This is a genomic window from Bradyrhizobium sp. LVM 105, from assembly GCF_003957705.1.
In the GTDB taxonomy this organism is placed as follows: Bacteria; Pseudomonadota; Alphaproteobacteria; order Rhizobiales; family Xanthobacteraceae; genus Bradyrhizobium; species Bradyrhizobium frederickii.
Window position 1 is genome coordinate 303,158 of record NZ_QZMV01000006.1, and the last position, 16,292, is coordinate 319,449.

Consider the following 16,292-nt stretch of genomic DNA (forward strand, 5'->3'; position numbering starts at 1 on the left):
CCGAAAGTTAACGGAAAGGCAAATTGTCCCCTTGAAAAAGCCTGTTCACAACCCCCGCGAAGTCGCTGAAATCGTTGCGATTCAGGCTCTGTCCTTCGTTGCGAGCGAACCCGAGCGGCTGGGCCTGTTCCTGGCTGAGACAGGGGTCGGTCCGGAGACCCTGCGCAATGCCGCCGCGGACCCCAATTTCCTGCTCAGCGTGCTCGATTTCGTGATGCGCGATGACGCCACCGTGAAGGCCTTTGCCGGCTCCGTCGAGCTGCATCCGACCAACGTCGCCGCAGCGCGGCAGGTCCTCGGCGACGCGCTCGGCGACCCCTCCTGGGAGCGCGACGTGCCGTGACCGTCCCCGACCCGGCCGGGCCCCGCTGCTTCTGCCGGGATTGTCTGGCCGATCTGGATATGGGGGTGCGGCGCTGCTCGGCCTGCGGTTCCCCTCGCCTCGTCCGCCACCGGGCACTGGCAGGCCTGACCATCGCCCATATCGACTGCGACGCCTTCTACGCCACGGTCGAGAAGCGGGACAACCCCGACATCGCCGACAAGCCGGTCATCATCGGCGGCGGCAAGCGCGGCGTGGTGTCGGCCGCCTGCTACATCGCGCGCACCTATGGCGTGCGCTCGGCGATGCCGATGTTTCGGGCACTCGAAGCCTGCCCGCATGCGATCGTGATCCCGCCCGACATGGCGAAATATGTTCGCGTCGGCCGCGAGGTGCGCCAGGCCATGCAGGCGCTGACGCCGCTGGTCGAGCCGCTCTCGATCGACGAGGCCTTCCTCGATCTCTCCGGCACCGAACGCGTCCACGGCATGATCCCGGCCAAGGTGCTGGCGCGCTTTGCCCGCGAGGTCGAGCGCGACATCGGCATCTCCGTCTCGGTCGGCCTGTCCTGCAACAAGTTCCTGGCCAAGATCGCCTCCGACCTCGACAAGCCGCGCGGCTTTGCCGCGCTCGACCAGGAGGAGGCGCGCGCGATGCTGGCGGACAAGCCGGTCGGCTTCATCTTCGGCGTCGGGCCCGCCACGCAGGAGCGCCTCGTGCAGCGCGGCTTCCGCATCATCGCCGATTTGCAGAAGGCCGACGAGATCGAGATGATGCGGCAGTTTCCGAGCGAAGGCCGCAGGCTGTGGCGGCTCGCGCGTGGCATCGACGACCGCCGCGTCGAGCCTGACCGGGGCGCCAAGACCATCTCCAGCGAGACCACCTTCGAGAGCGATATCCGCGATTTCGCGACGCTGGAGAAGATCCTGTGGCGGCTGTGCGAGAAGACCTCGTCGCGGCTCAAGAGCGGCGAGCTCGCCGGCTCGACCGTCACGCTGAAGCTGAAGACCGCCGATTTCCGCCAGCGCACCCGCTCGCAGTCGATCGCCGCCCCGACGCAGCTCGCCGCGAAGATCTTCTCGATCTGCCGCGAGATGCTGGCGAAAGAGATCGACGGCACCGCTTTCCGCCTGATGGGCGCCGGCGTCAGCGCGCTGCGCGAGGGCTCGCCCGCCGACGACACCGACATGCTCGACCGCCGCGCCGCCCACGCCGAGCGCGCGGTGGACAGCCTGCGCAAGAAGTTCGGCAGCGCCGCGGTGATCCGCGGCATCGCCTATGAGGGCCCGGAGAAGGCGCCGGAGTGATCGCCGGTCGGCCCGCGCTCTTGGTTACAGCCCGTTCAGCCGGTCTCGCAATTGATGGTCCGTTTCGTGGACGAGATCGAGCAGACCGAGATAGGGATCTCCGGCGATCTCGAGCACGGCGGCAAAGGCTGGCTCCGTTTTTGCACCCTGCGATCTCAGCCGAGCGACGGCGCTGCGCAGGCGACCATCGTCGAGTGCCAGAAGCCTTCTTTCGATCTCGAAGTGCAACCATCCCGGCTGCTCGTCGACCGGTCGTTGCGCTCCGAAAATCTCGAACGGCCACCCGCCCCACACGAAGCGCGCAACCAATGGACGCCCCGCAGACGTCCATTGATAGATCAGGAAATCAGCGCAGGAATGATATCGCCGCCAAATCGTCTCGGCAAAGCCGACGGGATCAAAGGCGTGGCAGACGACATCCACGTCGCTGCCCGACACGGCAAGTCCGAGGGGCAAGGTGCCGACCACGCGCGGGTCGAACGCACGAAGCGACTCCAACACCCCTGAACTTTCAATCGCAGCTTCGTAGTCCATTGCAGTTCGTGTAGCACCGGTTACTGTCGCAGGATTGCGAAATCATCCGCGGAAGGCAACGCGCCATGCCAGGTGAGCTCGATCTCGGCGCATTGTTGAGCAACATGAAGCCGGACCTGCATGGGGACATCTTCGTGTTCTGCACCATTCCGCACGACGAGCCCCTTCCGACCGCCACTTGCCTGCTGACGTTCCGCGAGCATGAAGGCACGACACTGGTGATGCGGCGTGAGGATGCCGAGCGTGCCGGACTGCGCTACGACTTCGCCTCGCGCCTGATCACCCTGACGGTTCACTCCGCGCTCGATGCGGTCGGCTTTCTGGCGGCCGTCACCTCAGCTCTGGCCGAAGCCGGCATCAGCGTGAACGCCGTTTCGGCCTTCCATCACGACCATCTCTTCGTGCCCGTTGACAGGGTGGACGAAGCGATGGCGGTTCTACAAGAGCTGTCAGCAGAGTAGGATGGGAGAGCGCAGCCAAACCCATCAAGCTCTTTCCGGGCGACAGGAGGATGGGTTTCGCTGCGCTCTCCCCATCCTAAAGTCAGTTCAATCCGCGACCGCAATCGCCTCGATCTCGATCAGCCATTCCGGCGCGGCGAGCGCGGAGACGCCGACAAGCGTGGACGCCGGCGGCTCCATGCCTTCGAAGAAGGCCGAGCGGGCCTTGCCGATGATCGGCCGCAGCTCTGGCTTGTAGTTCACGACGAAGGTCGTGATCTTGACGATGCTCGAATAGCTCGCGCCGGCCGCCTTCAACGCGTGGCCGAGGTTCTGCATCACCTGCGTGGTTTGCGCGGCGATATCCCCCTCGCCGACGATCCGTCCCTCCTCGTCCACCGAGACCTGGCCCGAGATGTAGATGGTGCGCGCGCCTGAGGCGGTGACGACGTGGGAGTAAGCGGGATTGTGATGCAGGCCGCTGGGGCGGAGATGGTCGAGCTTGGGCATGGGCTGGCTCCCTGAGGTTTTTGGTTGGGAGGGAGCGTAGCTGGAGAGAGAGCAGAGAGCCAGTCCCGTCATTGCGAGGAGCTCTTGCGACGAAGCAATCCAAAATCTTTCCGCGGAGAGACTCTGGATTGCTTCGCTACGCTCGCAATGACGGAGGAGAGAGATCTCGTAGGGTGGGCAAAGGCGCATAGCGCCGTGCCCACGATCATTCTCAATGGCAACAGATGGTGGGCACGCTTCCGCCGTCGCTCTTCGAGCTATGACGGACAAGTCGCTTTGCCCGCCCTACGGCACCGCGCGCGCGGAGAAATCCCCCTCAATTGCAGGGCTTGCTGTCCTTGACGTCGAACTTGCCCATCGCGCCGGAAATCACGAAGTCGTTGTAGTCGAGCACGAGCTGGCGCGAAACGCCGTTCTCGTACAGCTCGAACGCCATCGCATAGACCGGCGTCTGCTCGCCCTCCTTCTGCTGGGCGTCGCGGTCAAAATAGCTGACGGTGACCGGCCAGCGCTTGAGCGATTTCATGTGCTCGTCCGACGTCGACGGATCGGCGGAGGTGGGACGGTCGGGGGGGATCGGCTGGCCGATCACGGTCAGCGTGTTGTAGACCTTCTGGCCGTCGTCGGAGCCGTCATAGACCGAGAGCTCGAGCAGCGATTTGCCGTCCCTGGCGGCGGCGATGATGCGCTGGATCTGCTCGGTCGGGAACACGATCGTGCCGTCGAGGGTAAAACTCTTCGGCGCCGGCAGCTTCAGCTTGACGTTGATGTGGTCGCCGTCGCGCTCGGCCGTGCCGTCGACCCGGCCGGCATCGGCCTCGTTCATGCGCGTCTCGATCTTGAAGCGGTAGCTCTTGCCGGCGGCGTCCTCCCAGGAATTGGAACGGAGGTCGCTGAGCGTAACCTTGCCCTCGCCGCTGTCGAGCTCGGACACCTGGCGGAATTCGGACGTGTAGCCCTCGCACGCGCTTCCGGTGAAGTTGTAGAGGATGCGGCCGCGCGCGCTGTTGACCGAGTTGGAGCGCGATTTCACCAGGCTGAGGTCATAGAGCGCCTGGTGCGGCAGGAACGGACCATTGGCGGCCTGCGCGCCCCCGCCGAGGCCGAAGCTGGCCGCCGCGAGCGCCATCACACCGAGCGAAGTCCGGAAAAGGTGCACCATGTCTATTCCTTGGGGACGCGTCCTTGCGAAGCGCAGATTCGACATTTTAATGACCGTTCCATTGCGTCGCAACTGAGGCCGTTTCACGTAAAGTTGCGGCCCTCGCGCTGAACCTGCTGGCCGACCTCAACAAAATACGGCCCCTTCCGGTTGCTTGCATGTGGCGGCCCGATGGGCGAAACAGGGCGCGCCCGGCCACTTTTGCGGACGCGCCGGGGCGAATGATTTTTGGACAACGAGGTCGGACATGGCGGGCACGGTCGAGCAGAAGCTGGCGGAACAGGGCATCAAGCTGCATGAGGCCCCGACCCCCGTCGCCAATTACGTCCCGTTCGTGCGCACCGGCAATCTGCTGTTCGTCTCCGGCCAGGTCTGTTTCGATCCCGCCGGCAAGCTGATCGCCAAGGGCAAGCTGGGCGCCGGCGTCTCCATCGAGGACGGCGCCGCCGCCGCGCGCGGCTGCGCGGTGAACCTGCTGGCCCAGGTCAAGGCGGCGCTCGGCGATCTCGACAAGGTGGTGCGCGTGGTGCGCCTCGGCGGCTTCATCAACTCGGCGCCGGACTTCCTGGACGGGCCGAAGGTGCTCAACGGCGCCTCCGACCTGATGGTTGCGGCCTTCGGCGACAAGGGCCGCCATGCCCGCACCACCGTCGGCGTTGCCTCGCTGCCGGCCGATGCCGCGGTCGAGGTCGACGGCGTGTTCGAGGTCGCCTGACGCGACATGCGCGCGCCTGATTGGCTGACAGCCCGGCCGGTCGCCCATCGCGGCCTGCATGACATCTCCCGTGGCATCGTCGAAAACATGCCCGGCGCGGTGCAAGCCGCGATCGCAGGCAATTTCGCGATCGAGGTCGACATCCAGCTCTCCGCCGACGGCGAGGCCATGGTGCATCACGACCATGCCCTCGGCCGCCTCACCGAGGCCACCGGCGACGTGATCTCGAAGACCGCGGCCGAGCTGAAGGCGATCAGGTTCAAGGACACGCCCGAGCGGATGATGTCGCTGTCCGACCTTTGCGCCCTCGTCGCCGGCCGCGTGCCGCTGGTGATCGAGGTGAAGAGCCATTTTGGCGGCGACCGCAAGCTGGTGAAGCGGATGGCCGAGGTGCTGGCGTCCTATGAGGGGCCAGCCGTCGGCATGTCCTTCGATCCCGACCAGGTGCTGGCGCTGCGCGAGCTGTTGCCCTCCCGTCCGCGCGGCATCGTCGCGCAGCGGACCTATGAGGACGATTACTGGGCCAGGCTCACGCGGGAGCAGCGCGACAGCATGCTGTACCTGCGCCACGGCTTTCGCACCCAACCCCATTTCGTGGCCTTTCGGGTCGACGACCTGCCGGCCCCCGCCCCCTGGATCGCCCGCAACGCCTTCGGCTGCGCCCTGCTCGGCTGGACCGTCCGCACCCCCGAGCAGCGGACCCGGGTCGGGCAGTACGCGGACCAGATGATTTTTGAAGGGTTTGTGCCGTAGGGCTTGGCTCCCTCCACCGTCATTGCGAGCGCAGCGAAGCAATCCAGGATCCCTCCGCGGAGAGATTCTGGATTGCTTCGTCGCAAGGGCTCCTCGCAATGACGGCGGTGGTGGCCGCTCGACCTGCGCCTCCCCACCCCCTTGAAGTCGCTGGTGCAATGCACGATCTTGGGCCCGATGGCATCATCCGAAATGACCCTGGAGGCTGTACCGTCCATTGGCGAGGTCTCGCCCGGGGATTGGGACGCCTGCGCCAATCCCGGCAAGGCCCTTACCGAAAAGGCCTGCAACGGGCATGGCCCGGGAACCTCATCTCTCCCTTCAGGCGATTCCCTCGGCCTCTCAAGACCTGCCTATAACCCCTTCGTCTCCCACGCCTTTCTTTCCGCAATTGAGAAATCGGGTTCGGCGACCATCCGCACCGGCTGGGGCCCGCGGCATCTCGTGGCCAGGATCGATGGCCGCGTCGCCGGAATCGTGCCCTGCTATCTGAAATCGCATTCCCAAGGTGAGTACGTCTTCGACCGCGGCTGGGCGGACGCTTATGAGCGCGCCGGCGGGCGCTATTATCCGAAGCTCCAGGTCTCGGTTCCCTTCACCCCGGCGACGGGTCCGCGGCTCCTGGTCCGCGACGGCGTCGACCGCGAGCGGATCATGGATGCACTGGCGAGCGGGCTGGTGGCCCTGTGCGGTGTCAGCAAGGCCTCCTCGGTGCACGTCACCTTCGCGCGCGAGGCGGAATGGAAGCTGCTCGCCAAGCACGGCTTCCTGCAGCGCACCGACCAGCAGTTCCACTGGCACAATGAGGGCTTTGCGAGCTTCGACGATTTCCTGGCGACGCTGAACTCGCGACACCGCAAATCGATCAAGCGCGAGCGGCGCGATGCGCTGGCCGCGGGCGTCACCATCCACTGGCTCACCGGCAAGGACATCACCGAGGAGGCCTGGGACGCCTTCTTTGAATTCTACATGGAGACCGGCTCACGCAAATGGGGCCGGCCTTACCTGACGCGGGAATTCTTCTCGTTGATCGGCGAGACCATGAGCCAGGACGTGCTGCTGGTGATGGCCCGCCGCAACAATCGCTGGATCGCGGGCGCGATCAACTTCATCGGCTCGGACACGCTGTTCGGCCGCAACTGGGGTGCGGTCGAGCATCATCCGTTCCTGCATTTCGAGGTCTGCTATTACCAGGCGATCGACTTCGCCATCAAACGCGGCCTCACGCATGTCGAGGCCGGCGCGCAAGGCGAGCACAAGATCGCGCGCGGCTACCTGCCGCGCACCACCCATTCCGCCCACTTCATCGCCGATCCGGGCCTGCGCCGTGCCATCGACGATTACCTCAAGCGCGAGCGCGCCTATGTCGCCGAGGCCGGACGGGAGCTCGCCGAGCTCGGCCCGTTCCGCAAGGGCGCCGACGAGGCGCCTTGACGGTTTGCCGTTGCTGGTGACAGTAAGCGCAAAATTCCAGGCGCAGAGTTCTCGGGAGCCGCCAACATGACCGCCTACGACACCAACAACATCTTCGCGAAGATCCTGCGCGGCGAGCTGCCCTGCTACAAGGTCTACGAGGACGACCACGTGTTCGCCTTCCTCGACATCATGCCGCGCGTCCCCGGCCACACGCTGGTGATCCCGAAGGCCCCTGCCCGCAACATTCTCGACATCGCGCCCGACGATTATGCCCATGTCGCCCGCGGCGCGAAGAAGATCGCACTCGCCGCGATGAAGGCCTTCAAGGCCGACGGCATCACCGTGCAGCAGTTCAACGAGCCCGCCGGCGGCCAGGTGGTGTTTCACCTCCACATGCACGTGATGCCGCGCCACGACGGCGTGGCGATGCTGCCACCCGCCAGCCGCAAGGAAGATGCCAAGGTGCTGGAAGAAAACGCGGCGAAGCTGATCGCGGCGTTGAAGGCGGGGTAGCCCCACAGCCTCCGTCATTGCGAGGAGCCCTTGCGACGAAGCAATCCAGGATCCCTCCGCGGAGGCAGTCTGGATTGCTTCGTCGCTTCGCTCCTCGCAATGACGACGGAGAGAGCGTGCCTATTCCGTCTCGAAATCGCCCTGCTGCGGCGCCGCCAGCGGGGTGAACTCGCACCGATCCGGCTTGATGTCGATCAGCGGCGTATTGTCGAGGCAGTCGAGCCCGCGCACCAGGATGGCGTTGCCCTCGATGCCGACCAGCTTCACGATCGACGTGCCGATCGGGTTCGGCCGCACCGGCGAGCGCAGCGAGAATGTGCCCCGTGTCTTGTCGTTGTTCTTCGGACTCTGCAGGATGATGTCGCGGCGTGACTGGTCGAGCCAGTAGAGCACCTCGAGATTGCTGTAGAAATCGACGCCCTTGATGGCCGGCACGAACGGCTCGAAGATCTCGAGACGGCAGATCGGGCCATCCTGACGCCCCTGCCGTGGCGTCTCCATCCGCGAGGTCCAGGGCGTGCGGATGCGGCCGATGAAGATCAGGCCGGCATCCTCCGCGGGCGGCAGCTCGATGGCGACCTCGCCCTCGCGGAGTTCGTTCTTGCGAACCATATTTCCAATTCCTTGCTGTCGAGCCGTGTTTTAGCCCAACCACCACGTGCCGGCCAGCATGAAGACTTCGCCGGTCACGACGCCCGCAAAGATCGAGCGGCGGGTCAGCAGGAACACGACGAGACCGGCCGCCACCGCCCCATAGCGCAAACTATCAGGCACGCCGGCCAGCGCGCCCGGCGGCTCGACCACGATCTGGGCGATGACGCCGGCGAGGATGGCGGTGGCGACCGCCCGCACCCAGACCAAGAGCTCGGAGCCTTCGTCGATGCCGCCGCCGAACCACAGGCCCAGCATGCGCCAGATCTGGTTGGGAACGACGCCGGCGACGAACAGCACCGCCAGCGCATGCCAGTCGCCGATAAGCTGCGCCGAGCTCATGCGCGCACCTCCCGCCACCAATGCACGCCATAGGCGATCGTGCCGGCCACCACCCCGCTGACCAGGATATCGACGCCGGAGCTCAGCTTCGCGGCCAGCGGATACAGCACGATGCCAAGCACGAGTGCGACGACGTCGGCAACCTCGCGGCTGTTGCGCGCGGTCGAGAACAGGAACGACAGAGGCGTCAAGAGCAGGATCGCCGCGCCGAGCGTCTGTGTCAGATTGGCGGCGAGGAAATAGCCCACCGTGTTGGCAACGAGACAGACCGAGACGAGGCCGCAGCCGAGCCCGTGAACGAAGGCGATGCGCCGCTCGCGCGGCACCAGCGGCAGGAAGCGGTGGCATTCGACCCACAGCGTCACCGCCGTGAGATGCGCGGCAAAGACCAGTTCGCGCCGCTTGGTCGTCGGCGTGCGCATCAGCGGCAGCACCGAGACCACCATCGGAAACAGCCGGATAGCGCTGACGGTGACGGCAATCGCCGACTGGACGATGGTGGCGCCGGAGCCGAGCGTGGTGATCAGGATGATCTGCGCCGGCCCGGCCCAGACGAACAGCGTCGAGGCGAGCGCCCAGAGCAGGCTGAAATGGGTGTCATGCGCGAGCGCGCCGATGCCGAGATAGGTCACGAACAGCACGATGGTGAGGATCGTCTGCGTGATCGAGCGCAGGCCCCAGCCGAAGGCAAGCCAGGGGCTATTCCATTGCGGGGAATCGAGCGGGGGCAGCGCCACGGGAGTTTTGGTCGGGGTTACGGAATCGTGCCCGCATAACGCGCAATGGGGGCATCCGCGTCAAGGAAGCCCGCGGCGGAGCTGGCATGCGTAGCACCCACCGCTGTCATTCCGGGGCGCGCCGCTTGGCGCGAGCTATGGTGCGCAATTGCGCACCTGAGAATCCATCGGGCCGGAGAAATTGCTGTGCGATGGATTCCGGGCTCGCGCCCAAGAGGGCGCGCCCCGGAATGACGAGTCGAGAGAGACGCGCCCCCTACCCGCTTACACCCCTGTTCCTCAGCACGAAGCACGCCCCGCCGGCTTTCCGGATCCGGTTGCACAAATCATCCGCCTCGTTGCGCGTCTCAGTGCCGATGCGCACCTGGTAGAACGCGCGCGTGCCGCGGCTGCGCATCACCGAGGATAGCAGGCTCGGATCGCGCTCGCCGATCACCGCGCTCAGCCGCGTCACGGCACGCGAGTACATCGCCAGCGCCCTGTTGCGGTCGAAGCCGGCGGCGAGCTGGACGCCCCAGGCCTTGGCGGCCGCAAGCTCCACGTGCTGCTCGAGCTCGGCGACGAAGGCATTCGGTGCGCGCTTCAATAGCGCCATCAGATCGCGGCAGCTCGTCGGCGGTGAGCTTGGCGGACCCTTGCCGGTCGCTCCTGCCTTGGCCCAGGCATCGACGCTGGTGCCGGTGATGGCGTAGACGTAGTTGCGGGTCTGCTCCGGCATTCCGCCGGTCCCGGCGAGCCATTCCTGCACGCGCCGCGGGCCGGCATTGTAGGCCGCCGCGGCGAGGCCGAGATTGCCGAACTGGTTGCGCAGCTCGCTCAGAAATTCCGCCGACTTCGGCAGCGCCTGCACCGGATTGAACGGATCGAGCAGCCCGCGCTCGCTTGCCGTGCCCGGCATGAATTGCGCGATGCCCTGTGCGTGCTCGCCGCTGCGCGTCATGGGGCCGACCGCGTCGGCCTGGAAGCGGCTCTCCTGCCAGATCACCCGGGCGAAGAATTCCAGCGGGAGATTGGCATCGCGCGCCGCCGCCTCCACGATCAGGCAGATCGATTCCCGCGTATCGCTCTCGCGGGCGTCCTTCGGCTGCTCCGGCGGCTTCGCGGGTTCCTCGGCTTTCGGAGGCACGTCAGGGGCCGGCGCCTCCTCTGCCAGCGCCGGCGACAGCACGAGGGCTTGGCACAAGACAGCGATAACCCGAGCTATTTGCATGGCATCGACGTGACAGGACAAATCGGACCTTGACTTGGAACCCCAGCCAACTAGCAACAGACGGCAGTATCAACGCAGGTCCGGCCTGATGGTGACAATCTTTTTTGATCTCGACGGCACCCTCACGAACCCGAAACCGGGGATCACGCGCTCGATCCAGTACGCGCTGGCGCGGCTGGACGTCGCGGTGCCGAGCGAGGACGAACTGACCTGGTGCATCGGGCCGCCGCTGCATGCCAGCCTGAAGAAGCTCACCGGAACCGACGAGCTCGCCGACCGCGCATTGCTGCTCTATCGCGAGCGCTTCAGCGATATCGGCCTGTTCGAGAACGAGGCCTATGCCGGCATCGTGGACACGCTGACGACGCTTGCCGCGACCAACCAGAGCATGTTCGTCGCGACCAGCAAGCCCGCGGTCTACGCCAGGCGCATCGTCGATCATTTCGGCCTGAAGCCGTATTTCGAGCGCGTGTTCGGCTCCGAGCTCGACGGCACGCGCGTCGACAAGCGCGACCTGCTGCGCTATGCGCTGGACGAGACGAAGGTCGATGCCGGGAGCGCGATCATGATCGGCGACCGTAGTCACGATGTCATTGGCGCCCGCACCAACGGCATGACCGCGATCGGCGTGCTCTATGGCTATGGCAGCGAGGCCGAGCTGAAGGACGCCGGCGCGCATCACATCTGCGCCGCACATCCCGAATTGCTCGGCCATTGCGTCGCTTAGGCGTAGGCCGTCTTCGCGCGGCGACGCTCAGCTCGCCGCCGCCGCGATGTCCGTAGGCTCGACGGTATCGGCCGGCAACGCGAACTGCTCGACGCGCTGGTACCGCTTCTTGTTGAGCAGCAGCCGCGTCACGTCCGGGCGCGAATAATGCCCGGCCGGATCGGCGGCATTCTTGGCGACGCCGATGGCGCCGAGGTCGATCTCGGCAATCAGGAGCCCCTCCTGGTTCGGCGCGAGCTTGTCGCCGATCTGGCTGCCGTCGGGGCCGTAGATCGCGGCGAAACCGCCGCCGGCATGGAGCAGCGCGTGCTTGTCCGGCCGGTCGCAGAGCTCGTCGATCATCGCCTGCGACACCGTCGCGCAAGGCGCCAGCACGAAGCACGAGCCTTCCACCGCATAAACGCGCGAGGCGGCATTGTTGACCTCGGCCCCGAGCGCCGGCGCGAAGGGATCGTAGAGCGAGAAGCTCGGCCAGGCCGCGACATGCACCTGCTCGTTCTGGGCATACATCGCGTATTTCGACAGCGGCTGCAGATGCTCCCAGCAGCACAGCGCGCCGAGCCGGCCGATGTCGGGCCGCGCGTGCACGGCAAGGTCGCTGCCGTCGCCCTCGCCATAGACAGTGCGCTCGGCATGGGTCGGCCGCAGCTTCCGGCGTTTGGCGATGGTCTCGCCGTCGGGCCCGATCAGCCATTGCGCCAGATAGAGGCTGCCGCCGTCGCGCTCGGACAGGCCGATCACGGCGGTGAGCTTGGCCTTGCGCACGGCATCGCGCAGCCGTTCGGCCTGCGGGCTGTCATAGGCCAGCGAATTGTCGAAATAGCGCTGCACGAAGCCGCGGCCGATCGCCCAGGCCGGCGAGTCCATCCAGATATGCCAGGGGTAGCCGGGAATGAAAGCCTCCGGGAAGGCGATCAGCTTGGTCCCCTTCTCGGCGGCCTCCCTGATCAGCGCGACCGACTTGTCGATCGAGGCGTCGAGGTCGAGCCAGGCCGGCGCCGCCTGCACCACCGCCACCTTGTATTTCGGATGTTCGATGCCCATTGCCGCCTCCCTGGCCGGTTGATCGGAAGCCATCTCCGATGCAGTCTATTTGGCCAAGCCGGGCGGCCGGGCGCTCGACCACCGCGGAACAAAAACTCGACTGGGAAGGGACCGTCGGTCGGTACGGGATTTGCCTCCGGCGGGCTGGATCCCCGGCGATTTTGCGGGATGTGAAAGGGAGGCTGTCCAGATGACAATCCAGTTCACGACAGACGGCAGCCCCGGCTATCGGCGGCTCGCCCTCTGGCAGGAGATCGTCTGCGACGTCTTCGTCGGCCTCGACTGCAAGTCCGACCTCGGCAGCGCCTTTCGCGGCTCGGTCACGCAGGCTTCGCTCGGCAAGGCGGCATGCTCCGAAGTCTGCTCGGACCGCCAGCACGTGTTCCGCACGCCCTCTCGCATCGCGCGCTCGGACCAGGATTTTGTTCTCATTGCACTCGGCAATCGCGGCAGCGGTGGTGTTGTGCAGGACGGCCGGGAGACCGTGATCCATCCCGGCGAGTTCGCACTCTATGACACCACGCGTCCGTATGAGCTGAAGTTCAACGACGCCTTCACGCAGACCATCTTCAAGGTGCCGCGCGAGATGCTGCGGCGGCGGCTCGGCGGCACCGAGACGCTGACGGCGATGTCGTTCGGGGCCGACGCGCCGCTCGAGCGGCTCGCCTATGATTTCATCTTCCGGCTTTGCCAGAGCGCGGACGGGCTGTCCCCGGACACCGCCGCCGCGCTGTCGGAGCAGGCGGTCGATCTGCTCGCCATGGCTTTGAGCGAGCGGCTCGGCAGGACATCGCTGCCGTCCTCGACCCACCGCTCGGCCCTGCTCTACCGGTTGAAGACGCACATCCGCGCCCACCTCGCCGATCCCGACCTTTCATTGTCGGAAACCGCGGCCGCGCTCGGCATTTCGCCGCGCTACGTCAACGACCTTCTCGCCGACGAGAACACCTCCTTCCAGCGCCATGTTCTTGCCCAACGCCTCGCCCGATGCCGGCGCGACCTCGCTTCGCCCGTGCTCGCCCATCGCCACATCAGCGAGGTCGCATTCGGCTGGGGCTTCAACGACCTCTCGCATTTCGGCCGCGTCTTCCGCGAGCATTTCGGAATGTCGCCGCGCGACTTCAGGCAGAGCCAGTTGCGGCACTGACACCCGTCAGCCATTACCTTAAGCCTTCGTCTCGGACGAAGGCAATGCTCGCCAAGTCCAGATTGTCTTGCCACCTCGCGTGCCTCAGGCTGGCACGCATGAGGACTCAGTCAACAATAAGCGGATCGGAACTACTGCTCAGCGTAATCGCGATCCGGCTCGCGGTGTTGGTCGTGGTAGGCTGGAGCCTGACGCTCTTGCCGCGGCAGGTTCACAACAGCGAAACTGCTTGCTTCCCCTCACCCTCGGAAAAGTTCGAGGCGCAAGCAACAGCGAAGTTGACCGGCTCGCGCCTCGCCGATACTGGGTTCGATGACATGCGCCTGCACGATTAGGGCGTGAGCGCATCGCTGGGAGACGCCACCCGGGCCTTCATTGCCTCACTCATGGGAAGCTGGAGGTTTTGTCCCTTGGGCGGGATCGGCGCCTCGAACCACTTGGCATAGAGCTTGTCGAACGCACCGGATGCCATCTTCTCCTTGATCGCGGCATCGACCAGCGCCTTGAACTCCGGATCGTCCCTGCGGATCATCAGCCCGTAATAGGACGGCGCGTAGGTCGCCACCAACATGCGGAACACCTTAGGATTGGACGCGTTTGCGACCAGCCCGGCGATCAGGATGTCGTCCTCGAACCACGCTGTCGCTCTTCCCGTTTCCAACATCAGCAGCGACTCGGCATGGTCCTTGGCCTGAACGATCATCACATTCAGCTTCTGATCGTCGATAATCTTCTTGGCAACCGCGAAATTCAGCGAGCCCTGCGTGATGACGACCGTCTGCCCGTCGAGGCCTTTCGGCTCAGTCACCCCTGAGGCGGCGGATACCAGCCAGCGCGGCGATGCCACATAGGTCGCAACGGAAAACGCGACCTGCTTCTGCCGTTCGGCGGTGTTGGTCGTGCTGCCGCACTCGACGTCGATCGTGCCGTTCTGAAGCAATGGAATGCGGTTGGACGCATTCACCGGGACGTAGTCGATGCCCAGTTCCGGCCGCCGCAGCGCGATCCTGATCTTGTCGGCCACCGCTGAGCAGAGATCGAGTGAAAGCCCGGTGGGCTTCTGATCCGATCCAAGATAGGCGAATGGAATCGAAGCCTCGCGATAGCCGAGGGAGATCTTGCCGACCTCCTTGATCTTGTCGAGGGTCGGACTCGCGGCCTGCGCTGCCGGCATCTGGAACAGGGCGAGCGACGTGGCGGCAAGAACGAGCCTGGACGAATGTCTGCGGATCATGTCAGCCTCCGGACTGTGCTCAAGCGGCGGGGTTTCGCGACAGCTCGTCGAGGCTTTCCCGCAAGGCGCGATCCAGGATATCGACGGCGCGGTCGATCTCCTCGGACGAGACGGTGAGCGGCGGCGCGATACGCCATACCGATCCGCGTTCGGGCCGGCGGCGTATGTTCATGCTCAGCCCGTATTCGAAGCACTTCTTGGTCGTCAGCCCGCCGAGCTGATGAGCCGCGCGCCGGCTGTTGCGATCGGTGACGAGCTCGACGCCGAGCAGAAGGCCCATGCCCCTGATGTCGCCGATCTGCTCGTATTTCTGCTGGAGCCCTTCGAACCGGCCACGCAGATAGCTGCCCATGACGTTGGCGCGCTCGACGAGCTTCTCCTCGGTAATCACGCGGAGCACCGCGAGCCCGACCTCCGCCAGCAGCGGGTCGGAGACGTGACTGGTGTAGTAAGTGAAGTGATCGTCGTGCAGTTTTCTCTCGATCGCTTCGGTGGTCGAGACCGCCGCGAGTGGCAGCCCGCCGCCGAGCGTCTTCGACATTGTCATGATGTCGGGCACGACGCCGAAATATTCCGATCCTGTCTTCTTGCCGATGCGCCCAAACGCGGTCTGGGCCTCGTCGAAGATCAACAGCATGCCGCGTTCGTCGGCGGCCTTGCGTAGCGCTTCCATGAAGGCTTTCGGCGGCACCAGCACGCCGCCGGCGCTGATCACGGGCTCGGCAATGATCGCAGCCCCCCGGCCGCTCGACTGCATGTCGAACATTTTGAGCGCGAGCTCAAGATTGGCGAGCGCGGATTCTTCGTCGCTGCCCTTCGCGATATAGGGCCGATAGGCGTTCGGCTCGGGGATCACGAACACGCCGGGCGGCGGCACGCCATAGCCTTTGCGATCGCTCGCCATCGAGACCGAGGCCGCGCCGCCGGTGATGCCGTGCCAGGAGCCGCCGAGGACGAGCACCTCGTAGCCGCCGGTGTACATCTTGGCCATCCGAAGCGCGACTTCGGTCGCTTCCGAACCGGTGTTGATGAAGATCGAGCGCTTGAGGTCGCCGGGCAGCCAGTCCTTCGCCAGCACCTGGGCAAGCTCAGCGACGACTTCGGGTATCATCCCGCTGAAGAGATGGAAGGCCTTCTTACCCGCCCGCTCCACCGCCGCGACGATGGCGGGATGGTTGTGGCCGATCGTCGCGCACATCTGCCCCGAAGTGAAATCGAGATAGTCGCGCCCGTCGCTGTCGGTAACGATCGTCCCCTTCGCGGAGGTGAAGAGGTTCTGGAACACGTCTCCGCCGTACCGGACCAGAAATTCATCGGCGGCATGTTTCAGCGCTGAAGTCATGGGGGTCTCCTCGGGCAAGCGGCATCCGCCGCACGGCTCCGCGGCGCGGCGATGCGGAGTCCGCTCACCGGTCTCGGGTCGGGTTTCGGGCACGAAGCTGTTGCGTCGGGGCGTTCGCGGTACGAAACTTGCCCGTGCAACAGGGAAATTCGTACCGGGCAGGCATGATGGGCGCCAGTTCAAAAA

19 protein-coding genes are annotated in these 16,292 nt (G+C 65.5%); 9 read left to right on the forward strand and 10 right to left on the reverse strand.

Going from position 1 to position 16,292, the window contains the following annotated elements:
* Positions 1–31: 31 nt before the first annotated feature.
* Both D6B98_RS19745 and D6B98_RS19750 read left to right on the forward strand, forming a co-directional pair.
* Positions 32–343 (forward strand): DUF3572 domain-containing protein, encoded by a 312-nt coding sequence (locus tag D6B98_RS19745; RefSeq protein WP_126258599.1) that lies wholly within the window; start codon positions 32–34, stop codon positions 341–343.
* Positions 340–1,629, forward strand: coding sequence for a DNA polymerase IV (locus tag D6B98_RS19750; protein WP_126258600.1), 1,290 nt, complete (start codon positions 340–342; stop codon positions 1,627–1,629). Before D6B98_RS19745 ends, D6B98_RS19750 begins: the two co-directional genes overlap by 4 nt.
* Before the next feature lie 24 nt (positions 1,630–1,653).
* Here D6B98_RS19750 and D6B98_RS19755 read toward each other — a convergent pair whose 3' ends face one another.
* Complete coding sequence (locus tag D6B98_RS19755; protein ID WP_126258601.1) at positions 1,654–2,163, reverse strand: DUF4269 domain-containing protein; 510 nt, start codon at positions 2,161–2,163, stop codon at positions 1,654–1,656.
* Positions 2,164–2,228: 65 nt separating this feature from the next.
* Between D6B98_RS19755 and D6B98_RS19760 the strand changes: the two genes are divergently transcribed.
* Positions 2,229–2,624, forward strand: coding sequence for an ACT domain-containing protein (locus tag D6B98_RS19760; RefSeq protein WP_126258602.1), 396 nt, complete (start codon positions 2,229–2,231; stop codon positions 2,622–2,624).
* 87 nt (positions 2,625–2,711) lie between these two features.
* Here the strand turns inward: D6B98_RS19760 and D6B98_RS19765 are convergent, their stop codons facing one another.
* Together D6B98_RS19765 and D6B98_RS19775 are read right to left on the reverse strand one after the other, a co-directional pair.
* Positions 2,712–3,113 carry a RidA family protein gene (locus tag D6B98_RS19765; protein ID WP_126258603.1) on the reverse strand — a complete coding sequence of 134 codons (402 nt, stop codon included), beginning with the start codon at positions 3,111–3,113 and terminating at the stop codon, positions 2,712–2,714.
* A 316-nt stretch (positions 3,114–3,429) separates the two neighbouring features.
* Positions 3,430–4,275: a cell envelope integrity EipB family protein gene (locus tag D6B98_RS19775; RefSeq protein ID WP_164718723.1), complete on the reverse strand. Its 846-nt coding sequence runs from the start codon at positions 4,273–4,275 to the stop codon at positions 3,430–3,432.
* Between the two features lie 247 nt (positions 4,276–4,522).
* On the opposite strand from D6B98_RS19775, the gene D6B98_RS19780 reads away from it, so the two are divergent.
* The 4 genes from D6B98_RS19780 to D6B98_RS19795 all read left to right on the forward strand — a co-directional run bounded on the left by D6B98_RS19780 (position 4,523) and on the right by D6B98_RS19795 (position 7,672).
* Complete coding sequence (locus D6B98_RS19780; protein WP_018321130.1) at positions 4,523–4,990, forward strand: RidA family protein; 468 nt, start codon at positions 4,523–4,525, stop codon at positions 4,988–4,990.
* Positions 4,991–4,996: 6 nt separating this feature from the next.
* Positions 4,997–5,743, forward strand: coding sequence for a glycerophosphodiester phosphodiesterase (locus D6B98_RS19785; RefSeq protein ID WP_126258606.1), 747 nt, complete (start codon positions 4,997–4,999; stop codon positions 5,741–5,743).
* 177 nt (positions 5,744–5,920) lie between these two features.
* On the forward strand, positions 5,921–7,177 hold the full coding sequence (locus D6B98_RS19790; protein WP_126258607.1) for a GNAT family N-acetyltransferase: 1,257 nt from the start codon (positions 5,921–5,923) through the stop codon (positions 7,175–7,177).
* A 66-nt stretch (positions 7,178–7,243) separates the two neighbouring features.
* On the forward strand, positions 7,244–7,672 hold the full coding sequence (locus D6B98_RS19795; RefSeq protein WP_126258608.1) for an HIT family protein: 429 nt from the start codon (positions 7,244–7,246) through the stop codon (positions 7,670–7,672).
* Positions 7,673–7,792: 120 nt separating this feature from the next.
* Here the strand turns inward: D6B98_RS19795 and tsaA are convergent, their stop codons facing one another.
* The 4 genes from tsaA to D6B98_RS19815 form a co-directional block, all read right to left on the reverse strand.
* Positions 7,793–8,284 (reverse strand): tRNA (N6-threonylcarbamoyladenosine(37)-N6)-methyltransferase TrmO, encoded by a 492-nt coding sequence (tsaA, locus tag D6B98_RS19800; protein ID WP_126258609.1) that lies wholly within the window; start codon positions 8,282–8,284, stop codon positions 7,793–7,795.
* Between the two features lie 30 nt (positions 8,285–8,314).
* Complete coding sequence (locus D6B98_RS19805; RefSeq protein ID WP_126258610.1) at positions 8,315–8,665, reverse strand: AzlD domain-containing protein; 351 nt, start codon at positions 8,663–8,665, stop codon at positions 8,315–8,317.
* Positions 8,662–9,402: an AzlC family ABC transporter permease gene (locus tag D6B98_RS19810; protein WP_126258611.1), complete on the reverse strand. Its 741-nt coding sequence runs from the start codon at positions 9,400–9,402 to the stop codon at positions 8,662–8,664. The genes D6B98_RS19805 and D6B98_RS19810 overlap by 4 nt, the downstream gene beginning before the upstream one ends.
* A 256-nt stretch (positions 9,403–9,658) precedes the next feature.
* Complete coding sequence (locus tag D6B98_RS19815) at positions 9,659–10,612, reverse strand: lytic transglycosylase domain-containing protein (protein WP_126258612.1); 954 nt, start codon at positions 10,610–10,612, stop codon at positions 9,659–9,661.
* Between the two features lie 88 nt (positions 10,613–10,700).
* Here D6B98_RS19815 and D6B98_RS19820 point away from each other — a divergent pair, with 88 nt between their 5' ends.
* Positions 10,701–11,339 (forward strand): HAD family hydrolase, encoded by a 639-nt coding sequence (locus D6B98_RS19820; protein WP_126258613.1) that lies wholly within the window; start codon positions 10,701–10,703, stop codon positions 11,337–11,339.
* Positions 11,340–11,366: 27 nt separating this feature from the next.
* Here D6B98_RS19820 and D6B98_RS19825 read toward each other — a convergent pair whose 3' ends face one another.
* Complete coding sequence (locus D6B98_RS19825) at positions 11,367–12,383, reverse strand: carbon-nitrogen hydrolase family protein (RefSeq protein WP_126258614.1); 1,017 nt, start codon at positions 12,381–12,383, stop codon at positions 11,367–11,369.
* Positions 12,384–12,573: 190 nt separating this feature from the next.
* Between D6B98_RS19825 and D6B98_RS19830 the strand changes: the two genes are divergently transcribed.
* Positions 12,574–13,530 carry an AraC-like ligand-binding domain-containing protein gene (locus D6B98_RS19830; RefSeq protein WP_126258615.1) on the forward strand — a complete coding sequence of 319 codons (957 nt, stop codon included), beginning with the start codon at positions 12,574–12,576 and terminating at the stop codon, positions 13,528–13,530.
* Between the two features lie 331 nt (positions 13,531–13,861).
* On the opposite strand, the gene D6B98_RS19840 is transcribed toward D6B98_RS19830, so the two are convergent.
* The gene (locus D6B98_RS19840; RefSeq protein WP_126258616.1) at positions 13,862–14,764 is read right to left on the reverse strand and encodes an amino acid ABC transporter substrate-binding protein; all 903 of its coding nucleotides are present in this window, start codon (positions 14,762–14,764) and stop codon (positions 13,862–13,864) included.
* A 19-nt stretch (positions 14,765–14,783) separates the two neighbouring features.
* Positions 14,784–16,106 (reverse strand): aspartate aminotransferase family protein, encoded by a 1,323-nt coding sequence (locus D6B98_RS19845; protein ID WP_126258617.1) that lies wholly within the window; start codon positions 16,104–16,106, stop codon positions 14,784–14,786.
* Positions 16,107–16,292 lie beyond the last annotated feature (186 nt).